Source organism: Pantoea sp. ACRSC (assembly GCF_022346785.1).
GTDB classification, from domain to species: Bacteria; Pseudomonadota; Gammaproteobacteria; order Enterobacterales; family Enterobacteriaceae; genus Pantoea; species Pantoea alvi.
This window is the reverse complement of the sequence record NZ_JAKRNN010000013.1, coordinates 83,326-100,012: the sequence shown is the minus strand read 5'-3', so window position 1 is coordinate 100,012 and position 16,687 is coordinate 83,326. Positions and strand designations below refer to the sequence as shown.

The following is a 16,687-nucleotide window of genomic DNA, read 5'->3' as shown; positions in this document are numbered from 1 at the left end:
CGTTCTTTTGCCCCACAACCGCATCCGGTCACAGCGACAAATATCTGGGCGAAACCTGCATCACCCTATGAAAATTCACGCTATCAGCCAGCCATTGCCCCACGCACGTTATCAGCGTTGTCCGCAATGCGATACCCTTTTTTCCTTACCGGATGTGAAATCGCATCAGTCTGCCTATTGTCCACGCTGCCATGCGCAAATTATCAGCGGACGCGACTGGTCGATGACCCGGCTGACGGTGATGGCGGCGATGATTATGGTGCTGATGCCCTTCGCCTTTACCCTGCCGCTGGTGGATATTCGCCTGCTCGGTATGCGCATAAACGCCAGCCTGCTGGGCGGCGTTATCCAGATGGCAGAACAGGGCAATGTGCTGACCGCCTCGATGGTAGCGTTCTGCACCATCGGCGCGCCCGTGGCGCTGGGGGCCGGCATCGGCTATCTGACTATCGGACACCGGCTGGGGATGAATTTGCGCCCGGTGCTGCTGATGCTGGAGAAGGTCAAAGAGTGGGTGATGCTCGATATCTACCTGGTGGGCATCGCGGTGGCGTCGATTAAAGTGCAGGATTACGCCTCGCTGGAGGTCGGCTACGGGCTGGCCGCCTACCTGACGCTAACGCTGCTGAGCCTGCTGACGCTGATCCACCTTAACGTCGAGCAGCTGTGGGAGCATTTCTATCCGCAGAAGCAGTATGCGACCGCGCGCGCCGAACTTCAGGTGTGCCTTAACTGCCACAATACCGGCGTGCCGGACGCGCGCGGCCGCTGTCCGCGCTGCCATACGCCGCTCGACTTCCGTCGCCGCCACAGCCTGCAAAAATCCTGGGCGGCGCTGATCGCCTCGATCGTGCTGCTGATCCCCGCCAATCTGTTGCCCATTTCCGTGGTCTACCTGAACGGCTCGCGACGCGAGGACACCATCTTCTCCGGTATCCTCGGTCTGGCCTCCGGCAATGTGCCGGTGGCGGCGGTGGTGTTTATCGCCAGTATTCTGGTGCCGTTCACCAAGGTGCTGGTGATGCTGACGCTGTTGCTCAGCATTCACTTCCGCTGCGAGCAAGGGCTAAAAACCCGCATTCGCCTGCTGCGGGTCGTCACCTGGGTGGGCCGCTGGTCTATGCTCGACCTCTTTGTGATTTCTTTAACCATGTCGCTGGTCAATCGCGATCAGCTGCTGGCTTTTACCATGGGACCCGCCGCGTTTTACTTCGGCGCGGCGGTGATCCTGACGATTATGGCCGTTGAGTGGCTAGACAGCCGCCTGCTTTGGGATGCACATGCAACAGGAAACGCCGACTACATCGACTAACGCGACGCTGCGCAGCAAACGTAAGGTTTCTCCATTCTGGCTTCTGCCGATTATCGCGATGCTGATCGCCGGCTGGCTGCTCTGGACCAACTACGAAGAGCGCGGCACGGTGATCACTATTAACTTCCAGTCGGCGGACGGCATCGTGCCGGGCCGCACGCCGATCCGCTATCAGGGCGTGGAGGTTGGCACCGTGCAGGGCATCAACCTGAGTGACGACTATCGCACCATTCAGATCAAGGCGAGCATCAAGAGCGACATGAAAGATGCGCTGCGCGAGAACACCCAGTTCTGGCTGGTGACGCCAAAAGCGTCGCTGGCGGGCGTCTCGGGCCTCGATGCGCTGGTGGGCGGCAACTATATTGGCATGATGCCGGGCAGCGGCAAGCCGCGCGAAAACTTCGTCGCGCAGGATACCCAGCCGAAGTATCGCGTTAACACCGGCGAGCTGCTGATCCATCTGCACGCCCCCGACCTCGGCGCGCTTAACTCCGGCTCGCTGGTCTACTACCGCAAGATCCCGGTGGGCCGCGTCTATGACTACAGCATCAACAGCAAGACGGACGGCGTGACTATCGATGTGCTGATCGAGCGCCGCTTCAATAACCTGGTCAAGACCAACAGCCGCTTCTGGAACGTCTCCGGGCTGAGCGCCGACGTCAGCCTGAGCGGCGCGAAGGTCGAGCTGGAGAGCCTGGCGGCGCTGGTGAACGGCGCTATCGCCTTCGACTCGCCGGACGATTCGCCGGCGGCGAAAACGGACCAGAACTACAGGCTCTATCCCGATCTGGCGCGCAGCCAGCGCGGCGTGGTGGTCACGCTCGATCTGCCCGACGGCAATAACCTGAAGGCGGGCCGCACGCCGCTGATCTATCAGGGGCTGGAGGTCGGCAGCCTGACCAAACTCAACCTGCTGAGCGGCGGGAAAGTGACCGGCGAGCTGACCCTCGACCCTTCCGTGGTCAGCCTGATGCGCAGCGGCACGCGCATTGAGATGCGCAGCCCGAAAGTGAGCCTGACCGATACCAACCTCAGCAGCCTGCTGACCGGCAATACGCTGGAGCTGGTACCGGGCGACGGCGAGCCGCAAAGCCACTTTACCGTGCTGCCCGCCAACGAGTCGCTGCTGCAGAAGCCCGACGTGCTGACGGTGAAGCTCAGCGCGCCGGAGAGCTACGGCATCGACGCTGGTCAGCCGGTAATGCTGCACGGCATGAAGATTGGCCAGGTGATTTCGCGCGAGCTGAATGAGAAAGGCATTCAGTTTGTGGTGGCGATTGAGCCGGCCTATCGCAACCTGGTGCACGGCGACAGCAAGTTTATCGTCAACAGCCGACTCGACGTGAAGTTCGGACTCGACGGCATGAAAGTGCTCGGCGCCAGCGCCCGTGAATGGGTTGATGGCGGCATCCGCCTGGAGCCGGGCAATCAGGGGGCGGTTAAATCCGCTTATCCGCTGTTTGCTGACGCTGAAAAGGCGGAGGAAGGCATTACTGGCGATCGCCCCTCTACTACGCTGACCCTGACCGCCAACAGCCTGCCGGACGTACAGGCGGGTTCGGTGGTGCTTTACCGCAAATATGAAGTCGGTGAAATCGTCGACGTCACGCCGCGCGCCAGCGCCTTCGATATCGCCGTCCATATCAAGCCGGAGTACCGCAAGCTGCTGACCAGCGAGAGCGTGTTCTGGGCGGAAGGCGGCGCGCGCGTGCAGCTTAACGGCAGCGGCCTGACCGTTCAGGCGTCGCCGCTGAACCGCGCGCTGCGCGGCGCCATCAGCTTCGACAATATGAGCGGCGCGGCGAACGCCAAAGGCAGCAAGCGCACGCTCTACCCTTCAGAGACGGCGGCGCGCGCGGTCGGCAGCCAGATAACGCTGCATACCTATGACGCCAGCAAGCTGTCGGAAGGGATGCCGATTCGCTATCTGGGTATCAATATCGGTCAGGTCGAGTCGCTGTCGCTCAGCCAGGATAACAATCAGGTGGTGGCGAAGGCGGTGCTCTATCCCGAGTATGTGCAGGACTTCGCGCGCAGCGGCAGCCACTTCTCGGTGGTGTCGCCGGAGATCTCCCCGGCTGGGGTCAATCATCTGGAGACGCTGCTGCAGCCTTACGTTAACGTCGATCCCGGCAAGGGGCGTCCGGCGCGTATTTTTGAGCTGCAGGAGAGCACCATTACCGATTCACGCTACCTGAACGGGCTGACGATCTATGTCGATGCCGCTGAGGCGGGATCGCTTTCAATCGGCACGCCGGTGCTGTTCCGCGGCATCGAGGTAGGCACCGTAACCGGCACGACGCTGGGCAATATGGCGGATCGCGTGCAGATTGCGCTGCGCATCAGCAAGAAGTATCAGCATCTGGTGCGCAACAACTCGGTGTTCTGGCTGGCGTCCGGCTATAACCTCGACTTCGGCCTGATCGGCGGCGTGGTGAAAACCGGCACCTTCCAGCAGTTTATTCGCGGCGGTATTCAGTTCGCCACCCCGCCAACGGTGCCGCTGGCGCCGCAGGCGGGCGCGGACAAGCACTTCCTGCTGCAGGATGAAGCGCCGAAAAACTGGCGCAGCTGGGGGACAGCGATCCCCGAGCCGCAGCAGTAGCGCGGCCGGGCCGTCTGAAATCTTTTTCAGACGGCTGAAAAGCGCAGGGACACGCCGCCAGCGTTTGCAGATAACGCTTCGTTTGCGGGCGCACCTCAGGGATGAGGTGCCTGTTTGCGCAGGCCGGGCCGGCAACGGTGCCGGCTTTTGCGTCTTTGCGACTGGTCGGTAACACCGGCGCCAGCCCCTTATCTGCCCGCCTCTTTTTCTATGCTACACTGCCGCCCTGTTTTTTGATCTCAACGCCTTAACTGGAACCTGCCGTGGCTGACCTTTTCCCTTCTGACTTCCTTGATCTGATGCGCGCCGCGCTGCCCGATGACGCCGAACTGCAGCGCTTTATCGCCATTAGCCAGCAGCCGCTGCGCCGCACCCTTCGCGTCAATACCCTTAAAATTAGCGTGGCGGATTTTCTTGCCCAGACGTCTCACTACGGCTGGCGACTGACGCCGGTGCCCTGGTGTGCAGAAGGCTTCTGGATTGAGCGAGACGACGAAAGTCTGCCGCTCGGCAGCGTGGCGGAGCATCTCAGCGGCCTGTTTTACATCCAGGAGGCGAGCTCCATGCTGCCGGTCAGCGCGCTGTTCGACGCCGCGCCCGAGGCGCAGACGGTAATGGATATGGCGGCGGCGCCTGGCTCGAAAACCACGCAGATAGCGGCGCGCATGCACAACCGCGGCGCGATCCTCGCTAACGAATTCTCCTCCAGCCGCATCAAGGTTCTGCACGCCAACATTAGCCGCTGCGGCGTCAGCAACGTTGCGCTGACCCACTTTGACGCGCGCGTCTTTGGTCCTGCCCTGCCGGAGCGCTTCGACGCCGTGCTGCTGGACGCCCCCTGCTCGGGCGAAGGTGTCATCCGCAAAGATGCCGACGCGCTGAAGAACTGGTCGCTGAGCAGCACTGAGGCTATCGCCGCCACCCAGCGCGATCTGCTGGAGAGCGCGTTTCATGCGCTGAAGCCCGGCGGCATACTGGTCTATTCCACCTGCACCCTTAACCGGATAGAGAATCAGCAGGTGATCGCCTGGCTGCTGGCGCGCTATCCGCAGGCGGTGGAGATCGTTCCGCTCGATACGCTTTTCGCGGGCGCCGCCCAGGCGTTGACGCCGGAAGGGTTTCTGCATGTGTTTCCGCAGCTGTTCGACAGCGAAGGCTTTTTCGTGGCGCGTCTGCGTAAAACCGGCTCGGTACCGCCGCTGCCGCAGCCCGGCTACAAGCCAGGCAAACTGCCCTTTGCCCCACTGAATAAAAAGGCGGCGGCGGAGGTGGCTCACGCCGCGGCGTCGGTTTGCCTGCAGTGGGGTGAGGATCTGACGCTGTGGCAGCGCGATAAAGAGATTTGGCTGTTTCCCGAGGCGATTACGCCGCTGCTGGGCAGCGTTCGCTTCTCCCGCATCGGCATCAAGCTGGCCGAAACCTTTGCTAAAGGCTATCGCTGGCAGCATGAAGCGGTAATAGCGCTGGCGCAGCCAGACGCGGAGCGCGCGTTTGAGCTGAGCGCCGACGAGGCGCTGGAGTGGTATCGCGGCCGGGATATCTACCCCGATACGCCGCCGCAGCGTGATGAGGTGATTGTTACCTACCAGCAGCAGCCGATCGGGCTGGCGAAACGCGTCGGCAGCCGCATCAAAAACAGCTACCCGCGCGAGCTGGTGCGCGACGGCCGCCTGTTCCGCTAAGCCTTACTGCAGCTGCACCAGCGTCAGCCGGTTGCCGAACACCGCGCCGGTGTCGATATAGTGCAGATTGCCTGACGCCAGCGGATGCTGCAGCGGCGTATGGCCGAAGTAAAAGGCGTCGGCACCCTCGATTTTTCCCGCATCACCTGTTTGCAGCCGGGTGATGCGCTCCCGATTCCAGACTACTTTATGCCAGTCCAGCGGCTGCTCCCACGCGTAGCGCTCTGCGGGATAGTCGGCGTGCGCCACCACCACAGTGCGATCCGCCAACTGCAGGTGTAATACCAGCGGCAGATCTTCCAGACGCCTTAGCGCATGACGCGCCGCAATCAGCCTCTCGCCGGTCAGCTTGTAAAACCAGTCGCCGCCGTTCATTATCCAGTTCTGCGAATCGTGACACTGTAACGCACGCAGCGCCATCTCTTCATGATTTCCCCGCACGCAGCGGAACCAGGGGGCGTCCAGCAGCGCTAAGCAGCCGGGACTGTCGGGCCCGCGATCGATCAAATCGCCAACGGAAATCAGCAAATCGGCTTGCTTGTCAAAGCCGTTTTCCAGCAGCAGCGCGTCCAGCTGTCGCCGACAGCCGTGCAGATCGCCGACGATCCAGATGTTTTGCCAGTTTTCACCGTTGAGATACTGGTAGTGCATTTTGATTCCGCTTGTTAAGAACAGGTTTACTCAGGGCGGGTTAAAGTATAGCCGGTTACATCTTCAGGGAGGCGTGATGAATAGTCGGAAACAATTTATCAGCGTGTTAGTGCTTATTTTTATCGGCAGCCTGCTGCTGCTGGAATCGCTGGCGCGCCTCGTGCATCTGCTGTTTGTCGGCTGACCGCCCAGACGCGATGCTTTCTGACATCTACTCAGATTTTCCGTACATTTTATCGCTAAAAGCGCCAGCGAATGGCGATTACTGTTCAGATATCAGGATGTTTCCGACAGACGAAACTGCGCTAGTGTGGGATCTCAGCCCGTCCACGATGTGGAGCAGATACACACAGCAAAGGAGGGATGGCTGATTACCTCCGGTCAGGAGAATAAGAATGGTCGCTGAAACGCTTGATAACGTAAGTTTTAACCTTGATTCTCTCGAAAACGCAGCACTAGAAATCTGTAAAACCAAAGGAATGCTGGGCATGCTGTTGGCGTCAGTTTCAACAGAGATTCAGCAATCCTATTTCCAGCTGTTACGCGAGTCTGGTTTCGATGACGAACTGGTCTGGCTGCAGCAGGTTCTGGATACTGAATGAGTGATTCAGTTGACCCCGGCCCAGGCCGGGGTTTTTCATTTTTAGGCCGCCGACGCCGCCCGATTTTGCTGGTTTGCCTCACGCCGAAAAAAAATATTTCTGGCGCCCTGATTTAGACTGGTACCAGAGCGGTTGCTGCCGCTGATGCGATAGTTCATTTTCTGACAAGCATCAGAGGATACGTGAAACGCGTCGGATGCTATGTAGGGTACACGTCCCTCCCTGGACAGGTTGCAATCAGGGTTTTAGCGCTGGCGGTACGGTGCCAGATAGCTCCTGCTCGCTTTGCGCGCCCGAGCCGGGACGGGCATAGCCCAGCTGCGGCTCATCACCCAGCAGCTCAGGTTCCTCTTTCGCCGTAAACTGCCCTTTGCCGTCAAAGGAGGGGCCTTCACACCAGCGTCCTTTCGGTAGCGGCTTATCCAGCGAGGTGTTAAGCACGTAGTAAGAGTGCTCGCTGGCCTCTTCGCTTTGCGGGAAGCTGTTCGGGATTGGCAGCGACGCGCTCAGACCGCCCATCTCCTCAATAACCGCCAGCCACTGCTGCTGATGCATGGTGTCGCGGGCGATCAGGAATGAGAGGAAATCCTTCATGCCGGTATCTTCGGTGAGATTATAGAGACGGGTCGCCAGTACGCGCCCGGTGGCCTCTGCGGCGACGTTGGAGATCATATCGGCCGCCACGTTGCCTGAGGCGTAGATATGGCTCATATCGAAAGGCACGCCGTTGGCGTTGACCGGCAGCGCCGCCAGGCCTGATGAAAGAATGTGGCGCGGGTTCATGCCGCCCAGTACCGCATTGACCACCGGATCTTTCGCCGAGGCTTCCTGATAGGAGAGCGGCGCGCCTTCCAGATTGAGCGCAACGGCATGCGCCAGCATTTCGATATGCGCCAGCTCTTCGGTTGCCGTAGAGATCAGCAAATCACGGATACGCGCATCGCCGCGCGCGCCCATCGCCTGGAAGAAGTACTGCATCGCCACACGGATCTCCCCTTCTACGCCGCCAATCGCCTGCTGCAGCAGCATGGCAAATTCCGGATCTGGCTTGTCGACGCGAACAGGGTATTGAAGCTTTGAAGAATGGTGAAACATAGTTATCTCCTGGCTTGTTGAAAAGAATAAGCCAGACAAGCCTGGAAGAGGTTAACGAAAAATGAAAGCGCGCCCGTAAATTTCGGCGGCAAATATAAGCGGCAGAAAAGCGGCGCCTGTAGAGATATTAGTCAGTTAGAAAACCAAAATATTATTGCCGCTTCGCCCGGCGATATTTAACGCCGGGGCAGTAGTATTAATAACAATAAGGTTAAAAGAGAAGGATTCTATTACCCTACACCTGACAGCAGGCGAAGCGCCGGCGTTCTCTTTTAGCGCCTTCGCTTATCAGGCCGCGAGCCTGAGACTGGCGCAGAGCAAATCGAGCCGCCAGAGCAGCGCGCGATTAAACGGATTTAATGTAGTCGGCAAAACGATGTTGATTCCTGACCAGCCATTCAGGCATATATTCGTCGGTCATAGGGCGGATCACCATCTTACGAGGTCGATTCCAGATGTCGACATTCTGCTCAACGCAGCGCCGGATATGATCGGGATTGTTAAACTCCGGCAAATTATGTTCGGTATGCGAAATAGTCGCCATCTTTTCGCTAATACGCGCATCGTCCATGACCCATGAAAAATGCCAGCCTGCATCCTTAACGGTTCGCGTACGCAGTTTTAGCCATTTCCAGCGCCACCAGCAATCCCGAATGGGCGTGCCTTTACGCTTCACGTTGCGTAGCAGTTCAGGCTGGCCTCGAAAGAAGCCTTTCAGGTGTTTATAGGTGGTCATTTTAGGCAGCCTGCACAGCCGCGGTGATCCATCCTCGTTCAATACCTGAAGGTTGAACTTGAAATTATAGAAATTCTGGTAAAGCGTGGTGCATAAACAGGCGGAGCTAAACTTCCGCAGCGCTTCAGGGCGCGGAATTTCGTCAACATCCGACACGATAATAATATCGCTGTCCCGAGCGTTGGTTAATCCCCGCATAATGGCATTGCGCGCGATAGTTTCATTTTCCCAGGCGTCGGATTCGCCAGCCTTCACCAGCGAACTGTTGGAATAAAAGCTATGCGCATAGATTTTTGGAACGGCGTCGTTAACCACATAAATGATTTTATCGCGAAAAGGGGCGAACTTTTCGATATCAAACTTTAGTTTTTCCCGGCGCTTGCCGGTAAAGGTATAGAGCGATTCGACAATGACGAATTTATCAACGTGCTGGTAAAGGGTGTTGAGGCGTAGCTCCAGAAGCATATCTTCGTCATAGTATAAAAAGCAGTCATATATCATTGCACTAGCGACCTGAAGGCGTTTTTTTAACCCCGTCAGATTAACAGATTCAGGCGAGCACAAAAAGTTAAAATGTTACTTACGTTTACTTTTTTTAACGGATCGAAGACTGTTCTCATACTGGATTTTTAACGGTTTAGTGCCAGACGCAGCCTGCTACTGCCGCCTTATCGCCGTGAGTCAGTGCGGATAGCGCGTTCGGTTGAGCGAGGCTGCGTTTCACAAAAAGCGGCAGCATAATGTTGACGCAGGTGAAATAAATTTTGCTTCTTAAAATAACGCAGCGAGCGTCATCAGGGCGTTTAAAGAAGCACAACCTCGAGCGTGCAGAGAGATAACCAGAAAGGCGCGAGTGAAATTCACAGCATACGGTAACGGCTGTTATTTCAGGCAACGTTAAAAATTAATAAATAAAAAAAGACCGAACACGATTCCTGTATTCGGTCCAGGGAAATGGCTCTTTGAGAGCCGTGCGCTAAAAGTTGGCATTAATGCAGGCGATGACGCCTTGCAACTTAAGGTTAGTCCACGTCTGGGGAAATGCCAGCGAACGGCCGGGCAGAGGAGATCCGCAGGATCAGATTGTGATCCTGACGGCAGAATCAGCAAAATAAGGCGCGAAAACGGCTCGCGCCTGGACAGGATTATTTATCGCACAGCGCCTGGGTACGCTCGATAATCGGCTGCAGGCTCATCATCTGGCCCGGGTGCGCTTTATCTTCCGCCTGAATCACAGAGATCGGCTGCGCCTTCACCTGCCCCGCTTTTACGCGCGCTTCCGCTTTATCGTTAAGCGGATACTGCATCAGCGTGCTGGGGTTAATAGCGAACAGCGAACCATCTTTCTCACAGCTCAGCATCACCTCTTCACGGCTAAAGGGCCATGCCGCCTTACCGATTTCGAAACGGCTGACGGTAATAATTTCTGACGCCAGCGCCTGGCCACAGAGGGATAACAACAGCATTGCAGGGATCACTTTCTTCAGCAAAATAGCCTACCTTTTTACTCATTCCAGACGGGTCATACTCAGGCTGGCGACAGCGTGGCGAAGACGCTGACCAGACCAACCACTGCGCATGCCAGCAGCAGTTCAAGCTGCGTCATACGGATAAAATTTTGTTGCGCGCCCTTGCCCGCCAGGCGAAAGCGCGGCACCAGCACGTAACGATTGAACAGCGCGATAGCGACCATAAGCGCCACCAGCACCGCCTTGACCACTAACAGCTCACTGTAGAGGCTGCCGTTCCACTCGCCTGGCCAGCCTGCGATCAGCAGCCCATTCACCACGCCGGTGCATAACGTTACCGCCACGGCCAGGTGTCCATAGCGCGAAAAGCGCATCATAGCGCGGATAGCGTCGCTGCGGCGGTCGATCTGCCGCGCCTCGCGCATCAGGATCAGCAGCGGTAACAAACCGCCCGCCCAGAAGGCCGCGCCGATAAGATGCAGCGCATGATTAGCCTGCTGCAGCGCGCCCGCAAGTCCTTCGCGCATCGCCGCATGGCCGGTCAGTGCCATACAGGCCAGCTGCAGCAAGGCGCCGATCAGCCACGCCTGCTGCTGTCGTTCATCTCTCAGCAGGCTCGCCAGCAGCGTAAAGCCGGCCAGACCGATCTCCCACTGCCACACCGCACCGAAACGGGTGCTCAGCACGGCGCGCCAGATCTCAGCGTCGGCAAGGTTGCGCCAGTCGCCGCTCATCAGCGTCAGCTGGGTCGCCAGCATCAGCAATGCGCTGACCAGCGCCAGCCAGACGCAACCGCGCATCATCGCACCAAGACGCCGCCCCAGCGCGCGGCGGTAGCGTCCTGGGGCCAACAGCGCCGTATAAAAGGCGCTGCCCGCCAGCAGCATAACGGCGGCGAAATGGAGCGCGCGCAGCAGGATCCACAGCGAGGACACGCGTTACTTCACGCTAAAGCGGTAGCTGCCCTGAGTTTTATGGCCGTCAACCGACAGCACATGCCAGTTAACCTGATAGTCGCCCGCCGCCAGCGGTGTCTTCAGCGGCACAATCAGGCGGCTGTGCTGCTGCGCATCCTGCTGCGCCTTCTCGCTGGCAACAGGTTTTTGACTGGCGTCAAGCAGCGTCACGCCGCTGAAAGCGGGCTCCACATCTTCGCTAAAACTCAGCGTCAGCGCCTGCGGCGAGGCGGTAAGCGCGGCATCGGCGGCCGGCTGGGATGATTTAAGGTGAGCATGCGCCAGCACCCCCTGGCTCACTAACAACAGCGAGAGGGCAACGCCTGACAAGATCGTTCTTTTGTACATAGGATCATCCTTTTAGCCATCGCATTAGCGTCAAACCCGGGCAAGGATACGCGCTGGCTTTTCAGGTGTCGAGGGCCAGCAATGCTATCCTTTGCCCTTGATTCAGGCCGGGATAAGCATTATTTTTGCCCCCTGTCTTCAGGAGATACCCATGAGTCAAAACCTCGCCCTGCTTTCTCAGGAAGAGAAAGATAAAATCAACGTTGAACTGGCCGCAGCGGGCGTGGCGTTCAAAGAGCGCTACAATATGCCGGTGGTGGCTGAAATGGTTGAATCTGAGCAGCCAGCGGCGCTGCGCGACTGGTTTCGCCAGCGCCTGATGCACTATCGCCAGGCGTCGCTGAACTTCTCGCGCCTGCCCTACGAACCCAAGCTGAAGTAAATCATGTTACGCGTAATTGATACCGAAACCTGCGGGCTTCAGGGCGGCGTAGTGGAAGTGGCGTCGGTCGACGTTATCGACGGACAAATCGTCAATCCAATGAGCGATCTGATCCTGCCGGACCGCCCCATCAGCCGCCAGGCGATGGCGGTACACCGCATCACCGAAGCGATGGTGGTAGGCAAACCCACGATTGAAGAGGCGATTGGCCGCTATCACGGCAGCCCTTTCTATGTCGCCCATAACGCCAGCTTCGATCGCCGTATGCTGCCGGAGATGCACGGCGACTGGATCTGCACCATGACGCTGGCGCGCAAGCTGTGGCCAGGCATAAAGTACGGCAACCAGGCGCTGCGCCACAGCCTTAAGCTGGAGGTCACGCCGCCCGCCGATCTGCACGCCCACCGCGCGCTGTACGACTGCTACGTCACCGCCGCCCTGCTGATCCGCATTATGGAGATTTCTGGCTGGGATGCGGGCCAGATGGCGCAGCACTGCCAGCCCGCCAGCGTGGCAGGCGACGTGCTGCCCTTTGGTAAATACCGCGGCCAGAGCGTTGCCGCTATCGCGCGCAAAGATCCGCGCTATCTGCGCTGGGTACTGGAAAACGTGCGCGATCTGCGCCCGCCGCTGCGGCAGGCGCTGCGCAAATACGTGAGCGACGATCAGTAATCGCGCTGCGGCGGCAGGCTGCCCTGCGCCAGCGCGATCAGAAACGTCAGCTCCAGCGCGATGCCCTCATAGGATTTGTAGCGCCCCGATTTGCCGCCGTGACCGGCATCCATATCCGTGCAGAGCATCAGCAGATGGTTGTCGGTCTTTAGCGCGCGCAGTTTCGCCACCCACTTCGCCGGCTCCCAGTACTGCACCTGAGAATCATGCAGCCCGGTTGTCACCAGCATATGCGGATACACCTTCGCCTCGACGTTATCGTAGGGGCTGTACTGACGCATATAGCCGTAATAGTCGGCGTCGTTGGGGTTGCCCCATTCGTCATACTCGCCGGTGGTTAGCGGGATCGACTCATCCAGCATGGTGGTGACCACGTCAACAAAAGGCACCTGCGCCACCACGCCGTGGAACAGCGACGGCGCCATATTAATCACCCCGCCCATCAGCAGGCCGCCTGCGCTGCCGCCCATGGCGTAGAGCTGCCCAGGCTGGCCGAATCCTTTTTTCACCAGCCCCTGGGTCACGTCGATAAAGTCGGTAAAGCTGTTCATTTTGTTGAACAGGCGGCCGCCGTCATACCAGCTCTGCCCCAGTTCGCCGCCGCCGCGCACGTTGATCAGCGCGTAGACAAAACCGCGATCGAGCAGGCTGAGCCGGCTGACGCTGAAATCCGCCTCCATATTGCTGCCGTAGGCGCCGTAGCCGTAGACCAGCAGCGGGTTTTTACCCGGCTGATAATATTTGCGGTGATAGACCAGCGACACCGGTACTTCCGTGCCGTCGCGCGCGGTGATCCAGTGGTGTTCGCTTTTGTAGTTGTCGGGGTCGAAATTGCCCACCGCGCTCTGCTTGAGGATTCGCCGCTCGCCGGTGTCCATATCAAGCTCGAACAGCGTGGTCGGCGTGGTCATTGAGCCATAGCCGTAGCGCAGCTTGCTGGTTTCCGGCGACGGATTGAACGCCAGCCAGGTAACATAGGTGGGATCGTCAAAGGCGATGCCGGTCACCTCCCCGGTTTCCCAGTGGATCTGGCGCAGGCTGGTGAGACCGCGCTGACGCTCCTCCACCACCAGCCAGTCGCGAAACAGCTGGAAGTCCTCCATCACCACATGGTCGCGCGGCTTAATCAGGGTTTCCCAGCGCGACTCCTCCAGCCAGCGCGTGCGGTACAGGCCGAAGTTTTTCCCTTCCCGGTTAGAGCGGACATAGAACTGATGCTGGTAGTGATCCAGGCTGTATTCATGATCTTTGCGCCGCGGCAGGAAGACCTGCGGCACCGCGTCGGGGAAACCCGCGTCGATCAGCTGGATCTCGCTGCTGTTGGTGCTGAACAGCGCAATCAGAATAAAGTGCTCGGAGGTGGTTTTGTGCACGCTGAGGTGGTAGGTATCATCCTGCTCTTCATACACCAGCTGGTCGGCGCTCTGCGGCGTGCCGAGCTCATGGCGCCACACCTGATAAGGCAGTAGCGTTTGCTCATGCTTGCGCACGTAGTAGAGCGTGCGTGAATCGTTCGCCCAGGCGAAGCTGGAGGAGGTGTTATTCAGCACTTCTGGATACCAGCTCCCCTTCTCCAGGCAGCGAAAGCGGATGCCGTACTGACGCCGGGAGAGAAAGTCTTCCGCCAGCGCCATAACCCTGTTGTCAGGGCTGATATTAAGCGAGCCCATAGTGTAGAACTCGCTGTGCGAGGCGCGCTGGTTAGCATCCAGCAACAGCGTCCACTCATCGGTCACGGCATGCCCGGCGGGCTGGCGATAGTAGGCGGCATACTCGTTGCCGCTCTCATAGCGGCTCTGATAGCGATAGCCGTTATGCACGTAGGGAACGGAATGATCCTGCGGCGGCAGACGATCGACAATCTCTTTTAAAATCCGGTTCTGCAGCGGCTGCTGAGTCGCCATGATCTGCTTGCCGTAGTTATTTTCGGCGCGCAGATAGTCCAGCACCTCTTCATTTTCGCGCTTGTCGTCGCGCAGCCAGTAGTAATCATCCACGCGCGTTTCGCCGTGGAGGCGCATTTCATAAGGAATTTTTTTCGCAATGGGGGCCTGCATGCTCCGTCTCCCTGTTATTAATATCCTTTAAGGGTGGCATCAGGTGGCGGGGAAGCCAAATTTTTGTCGGTAACGCCTTGTTATTGCGGCCGCGCGGCGCGGCCGCGGTGGGCTTAATCGGCTGGGATGCGCGCTTTTTGCTCGCGCAGGTCGTTTTCAATGCCGTCACGCACGTCCTGGGGGATCTTGAGCGCGTCGCCGAGGGCGGTAAGGTAGCTGCGCTCCATAAAGTGATCGACGTCGATTGCTGCGCAGCTCAGGAAGTAGAGTTCCAGCGCTTCATCCTCGTTTTTCACGTCGGCAGCCAGCCAGGCGGGATCGAGCGGTCGATTGATCGCCTTCTGGATCAGCGCTTCCGCCTCCTCTCCGTAGCCCGACTCATGGATGCTGCGCTCGATGGCGGCGCGCTCGCGATCGTCGATATGGCCATCGCTTTTTGCGGCGAAAACCAGCGCCGTCACCAGCCGCTCGGCACGCTGATCCGCAGGGGTTTGCAGCTCACCGAAGCCAGCATCGGCCTGATGCGTGTCGCGCACGCGCTGTTTATATTTGTTCCACAGCACCGCACCGGCCGCCGCACTGCCGCCGATAATCAGCGCCTTGCCACCATACTCGGTTAGCAGTTTGCGCGACTTTTTACTGGCGATAAGCAAACCTGCCAGGCCACCCAGCGCGCCGGGTGCCAGCATATCCTGTAAACCTCCGTTGCCGCCGCTGTGACCTTTTTTTGTCAAAAGCGACTGAAGCTGCTGCAACAGGTTGTTCATGGCTTACTCCTTTTTTTGCGATAAGGCCTCTACTCTGCCTTACCGGGCGTCAGTTAACGTCAAGGTGAGAAAAGAGAGGCAAAGCAGCGAGGGATGAGAACGCAAACGTTTTCGTTTATACTGCGCGCGCGTTTTGACTCACAGGTGAAATTATGACGACTCTTGGAACTGCGCTGCGTCCGGCTGCGACGCGTGTCATGCTGTTAGGCTCGGGTGAGCTGGGTAAAGAAGTGGCGCTGGAGTGCCAGCGACTGGGTGTGGAAGTGATTGCGGTAGACCGCTACGCCGACGCGCCCGCGATGCATGTGGCGCACCGCAGCCACGTAATTAACATGCTTGACGGCGAGGCGCTGGCCGCGCTGATTGCGCAGGAAAAGCCCGATTATGTGGTGCCGGAAATCGAAGCGATCGCCACGGATAAGCTGATTGAGCTTGAGCAGCAGGGCCAGCGCATAGTGCCGACCGCGCGTGCCGCGCGCCTGACCATGAACCGCGAAGGCATTCGCCGTCTGGCGGCGGAAGAGCTGTCGTTACCGACCTCCAGCTACCGTTTCGCCGACAGCAAGGCGAGCTTCGAAGCGGCCGCGGCGGAGATCGGCTTCCCCTGCATCGTTAAGCCGGTGATGAGTTCATCAGGCAAAGGCCAGAGCTTTATCCGTGAAGCGAGCCAGCTCGACAGCGCCTGGGAATATGCCCAGCAGGGCGGACGCGCCGGTGCCGGCCGCGTGATTGTCGAAGGCGTGGTTAAATTCGATTTTGAGATTACGCTGCTCACCGTGAGCGCGGTCGACGGCCTTCACTTCTGCGCGCCGATTGGCCATCGCCAGGAAGATGGCGACTACCGCGAGTCCTGGCAGCCGCAGCAGATGAGCGACATTGCACTGCAGCGCGCGCAGGCGATCGCCGGCGAGGTGGTGAAAGCGCTGGGCGGCTACGGCCTGTTTGGCGTCGAGCTGTTTGTCTGCGGCGATGAGGTGATCTTTAGCGAAGTATCGCCGCGTCCGCACGACACCGGCATGGTGACTCTGATTTCGCAGGATCTCTCTGAGTTCGCCCTGCACGTACGCGCTTTTCTCGGCCTGCCGATCGGCGGCGTGCGCCAGTATGGCCCGTCAGCGTCGGCCGTTATTCTGCCGCAGCTGCACAGCCAGAATGTGCGGTTCGTCAACGTTGAGGCGGCGCTGGGCGCGGGCCTGCAGCTGCGCCTGTTTGGCAAGCCTGAAATCGCCGGTTCGCGCCGCCTTGGCGTCGCGCTGGCCTGCGGCGAAAACGTCGATGACGCTGTTGCGCGGGCTATCGCCAGCGCGGCGGCGGTAACGGTCGAAGGGTAATAAAGCCGCGGGAAATCATAAT

General features: G+C 58.9%; 15 protein-coding genes. 7 read left to right on the top strand and 8 right to left on the bottom strand.

Going from position 1 to position 16,687, the window contains the following annotated elements:
- Window positions 1–67: 67 nt before the first annotated feature.
- From yebS to rsmF, 3 genes are all read left to right on the top strand, one after another.
- Window positions 68–1,312: a membrane integrity lipid transport subunit YebS gene (gene yebS, locus MHZ97_RS14105; protein ID WP_239314943.1), complete on the top strand. Its 1,245-nt coding sequence runs from the start codon at window positions 68–70 to the stop codon at window positions 1,310–1,312.
- Entirely contained in the window at window positions 1,281–3,917 is a 2,637-nt protein-coding gene (locus tag MHZ97_RS14100) for a PqiB family protein (protein WP_103796052.1), read from the top strand. The genes yebS and MHZ97_RS14100 overlap by 32 nt, the downstream gene beginning before the upstream one ends.
- Before the next feature lie 263 nt (window positions 3,918–4,180).
- Entirely contained in the window at window positions 4,181–5,599 is a 1,419-nt protein-coding gene (rsmF, locus tag MHZ97_RS14095) for a 16S rRNA (cytosine(1407)-C(5))-methyltransferase RsmF (protein ID WP_293649131.1), read from the top strand.
- Window positions 5,600–5,602: 3 nt separating this feature from the next.
- Here rsmF and MHZ97_RS14090 read toward each other — a convergent pair whose 3' ends face one another.
- Window positions 5,603–6,250, bottom strand: coding sequence for a metallophosphoesterase (locus tag MHZ97_RS14090; RefSeq protein ID WP_103796054.1), 648 nt, complete (start codon window positions 6,248–6,250; stop codon window positions 5,603–5,605).
- A 395-nt stretch (window positions 6,251–6,645) separates the two neighbouring features.
- Between MHZ97_RS14090 and MHZ97_RS14085 the strand changes: the two genes are divergently transcribed.
- Window positions 6,646–6,852, top strand: coding sequence for a hypothetical protein (locus MHZ97_RS14085; protein WP_103796055.1), 207 nt, complete (start codon window positions 6,646–6,648; stop codon window positions 6,850–6,852).
- Between the two features lie 237 nt (window positions 6,853–7,089).
- On the opposite strand, the gene MHZ97_RS14080 is transcribed toward MHZ97_RS14085, so the two are convergent.
- The 5 genes from MHZ97_RS14080 to copC form a co-directional block, all read right to left on the bottom strand.
- A complete protein-coding gene (locus MHZ97_RS14080) occupies window positions 7,090–7,947 on the bottom strand; it encodes a manganese catalase family protein (protein WP_103796056.1) in 858 nt (285 codons plus the stop codon).
- A 346-nt stretch (window positions 7,948–8,293) separates the two neighbouring features.
- Window positions 8,294–9,184, bottom strand: a complete 891-nt coding sequence (locus MHZ97_RS14075) for a benzoate transporter (protein WP_239314942.1) — start codon at window positions 9,182–9,184, stop codon at window positions 8,294–8,296.
- 644 nt (window positions 9,185–9,828) lie between these two features.
- The gene (locus tag MHZ97_RS14070) at window positions 9,829–10,176 is read right to left on the bottom strand and encodes a YebY family protein (RefSeq protein ID WP_103796060.1); all 348 of its coding nucleotides are present in this window, start codon (window positions 10,174–10,176) and stop codon (window positions 9,829–9,831) included.
- A gap of 35 nt (window positions 10,177–10,211) precedes the next feature.
- Window positions 10,212–11,087, bottom strand: a complete 876-nt coding sequence (gene copD / locus MHZ97_RS14065) for a copper homeostasis membrane protein CopD (protein ID WP_239314941.1) — start codon at window positions 11,085–11,087, stop codon at window positions 10,212–10,214.
- Window positions 11,088–11,090: 3 nt separating this feature from the next.
- A complete protein-coding gene (gene copC, locus MHZ97_RS14060) occupies window positions 11,091–11,456 on the bottom strand; it encodes a copper homeostasis periplasmic binding protein CopC (RefSeq protein WP_103796061.1) in 366 nt (121 codons plus the stop codon).
- Window positions 11,457–11,607: 151 nt separating this feature from the next.
- Between copC and MHZ97_RS14055 the strand changes: the two genes are divergently transcribed.
- Together MHZ97_RS14055 and exoX are read left to right on the top strand one after the other, a co-directional pair.
- Window positions 11,608–11,838: a DNA polymerase III subunit theta gene (locus MHZ97_RS14055; RefSeq protein ID WP_239314940.1), complete on the top strand. Its 231-nt coding sequence runs from the start codon at window positions 11,608–11,610 to the stop codon at window positions 11,836–11,838.
- Between the two features lie 3 nt (window positions 11,839–11,841).
- Window positions 11,842–12,510 carry an exodeoxyribonuclease X gene (exoX, locus tag MHZ97_RS14050; RefSeq protein ID WP_103796063.1) on the top strand — a complete coding sequence of 223 codons (669 nt, stop codon included), beginning with the start codon at window positions 11,842–11,844 and terminating at the stop codon, window positions 12,508–12,510.
- Here the strand turns inward: exoX and MHZ97_RS14045 are convergent.
- Together MHZ97_RS14045 and MHZ97_RS14040 are read right to left on the bottom strand one after the other, a co-directional pair.
- A complete protein-coding gene (locus MHZ97_RS14045) occupies window positions 12,504–14,567 on the bottom strand; it encodes a prolyl oligopeptidase family serine peptidase (RefSeq protein WP_103796064.1) in 2,064 nt (687 codons plus the stop codon). The two genes, exoX and MHZ97_RS14045, sit on opposite strands and share 7 nt — an antisense overlap.
- Window positions 14,568–14,680: 113 nt before the next feature.
- On the bottom strand, window positions 14,681–15,334 hold the full coding sequence (locus MHZ97_RS14040; protein ID WP_103796065.1) for a tellurite resistance TerB family protein: 654 nt from the start codon (window positions 15,332–15,334) through the stop codon (window positions 14,681–14,683).
- A gap of 152 nt (window positions 15,335–15,486) precedes the next feature.
- Here MHZ97_RS14040 and purT point away from each other — a divergent pair, with 152 nt between their 5' ends.
- On the top strand, window positions 15,487–16,665 hold the full coding sequence (gene purT / locus MHZ97_RS14035) for a formate-dependent phosphoribosylglycinamide formyltransferase (protein WP_239314939.1): 1,179 nt from the start codon (window positions 15,487–15,489) through the stop codon (window positions 16,663–16,665).
- The last annotated feature ends 22 nt before the right edge of the window (window positions 16,666–16,687 follow it).

Bases quoted from the DNA above. Each gene is read 5' to 3' on its own strand.
- yebS (WP_239314943.1), top strand. From the start codon at position 68: ATGAAAATTCACGCTATCAGCCAGCCATTGCCCCACGCACGTTATCAG.
- MHZ97_RS14100 (WP_103796052.1), top strand. From the start codon at position 1,281: ATGCAACAGGAAACGCCGACTACATCGACTAACGCGACGCTGCGCAGC.
- MHZ97_RS14090 (WP_103796054.1), bottom strand. From the start codon at position 6,250: ATGCACTACCAGTATCTCAACGGTGAAAACTGGCAAAACATCTGGATC.
- MHZ97_RS14085 (WP_103796055.1), top strand. From the start codon at position 6,646: ATGGTCGCTGAAACGCTTGATAACGTAAGTTTTAACCTTGATTCTCTC.
- MHZ97_RS14080 (WP_103796056.1), bottom strand. From the start codon at position 7,947: ATGTTTCACCATTCTTCAAAGCTTCAATACCCTGTTCGCGTCGACAAG.
- MHZ97_RS14075 (WP_239314942.1), bottom strand. From the start codon at position 9,184: ATGATATATGACTGCTTTTTATACTATGACGAAGATATGCTTCTGGAG.
- copC (WP_103796061.1), bottom strand. From the start codon at position 11,456: ATGTACAAAAGAACGATCTTGTCAGGCGTTGCCCTCTCGCTGTTGTTA.
- MHZ97_RS14055 (WP_239314940.1), top strand. From the start codon at position 11,608: ATGAGTCAAAACCTCGCCCTGCTTTCTCAGGAAGAGAAAGATAAAATC.
- exoX (WP_103796063.1), top strand. From the start codon at position 11,842: ATGTTACGCGTAATTGATACCGAAACCTGCGGGCTTCAGGGCGGCGTA.
- MHZ97_RS14045 (WP_103796064.1), bottom strand. From the start codon at position 14,567: ATGCAGGCCCCCATTGCGAAAAAAATTCCTTATGAAATGCGCCTCCAC.
- MHZ97_RS14040 (WP_103796065.1), bottom strand. From the start codon at position 15,334: ATGAACAACCTGTTGCAGCAGCTTCAGTCGCTTTTGACAAAAAAAGGT.
- purT (WP_239314939.1), top strand. From the start codon at position 15,487: ATGACGACTCTTGGAACTGCGCTGCGTCCGGCTGCGACGCGTGTCATG.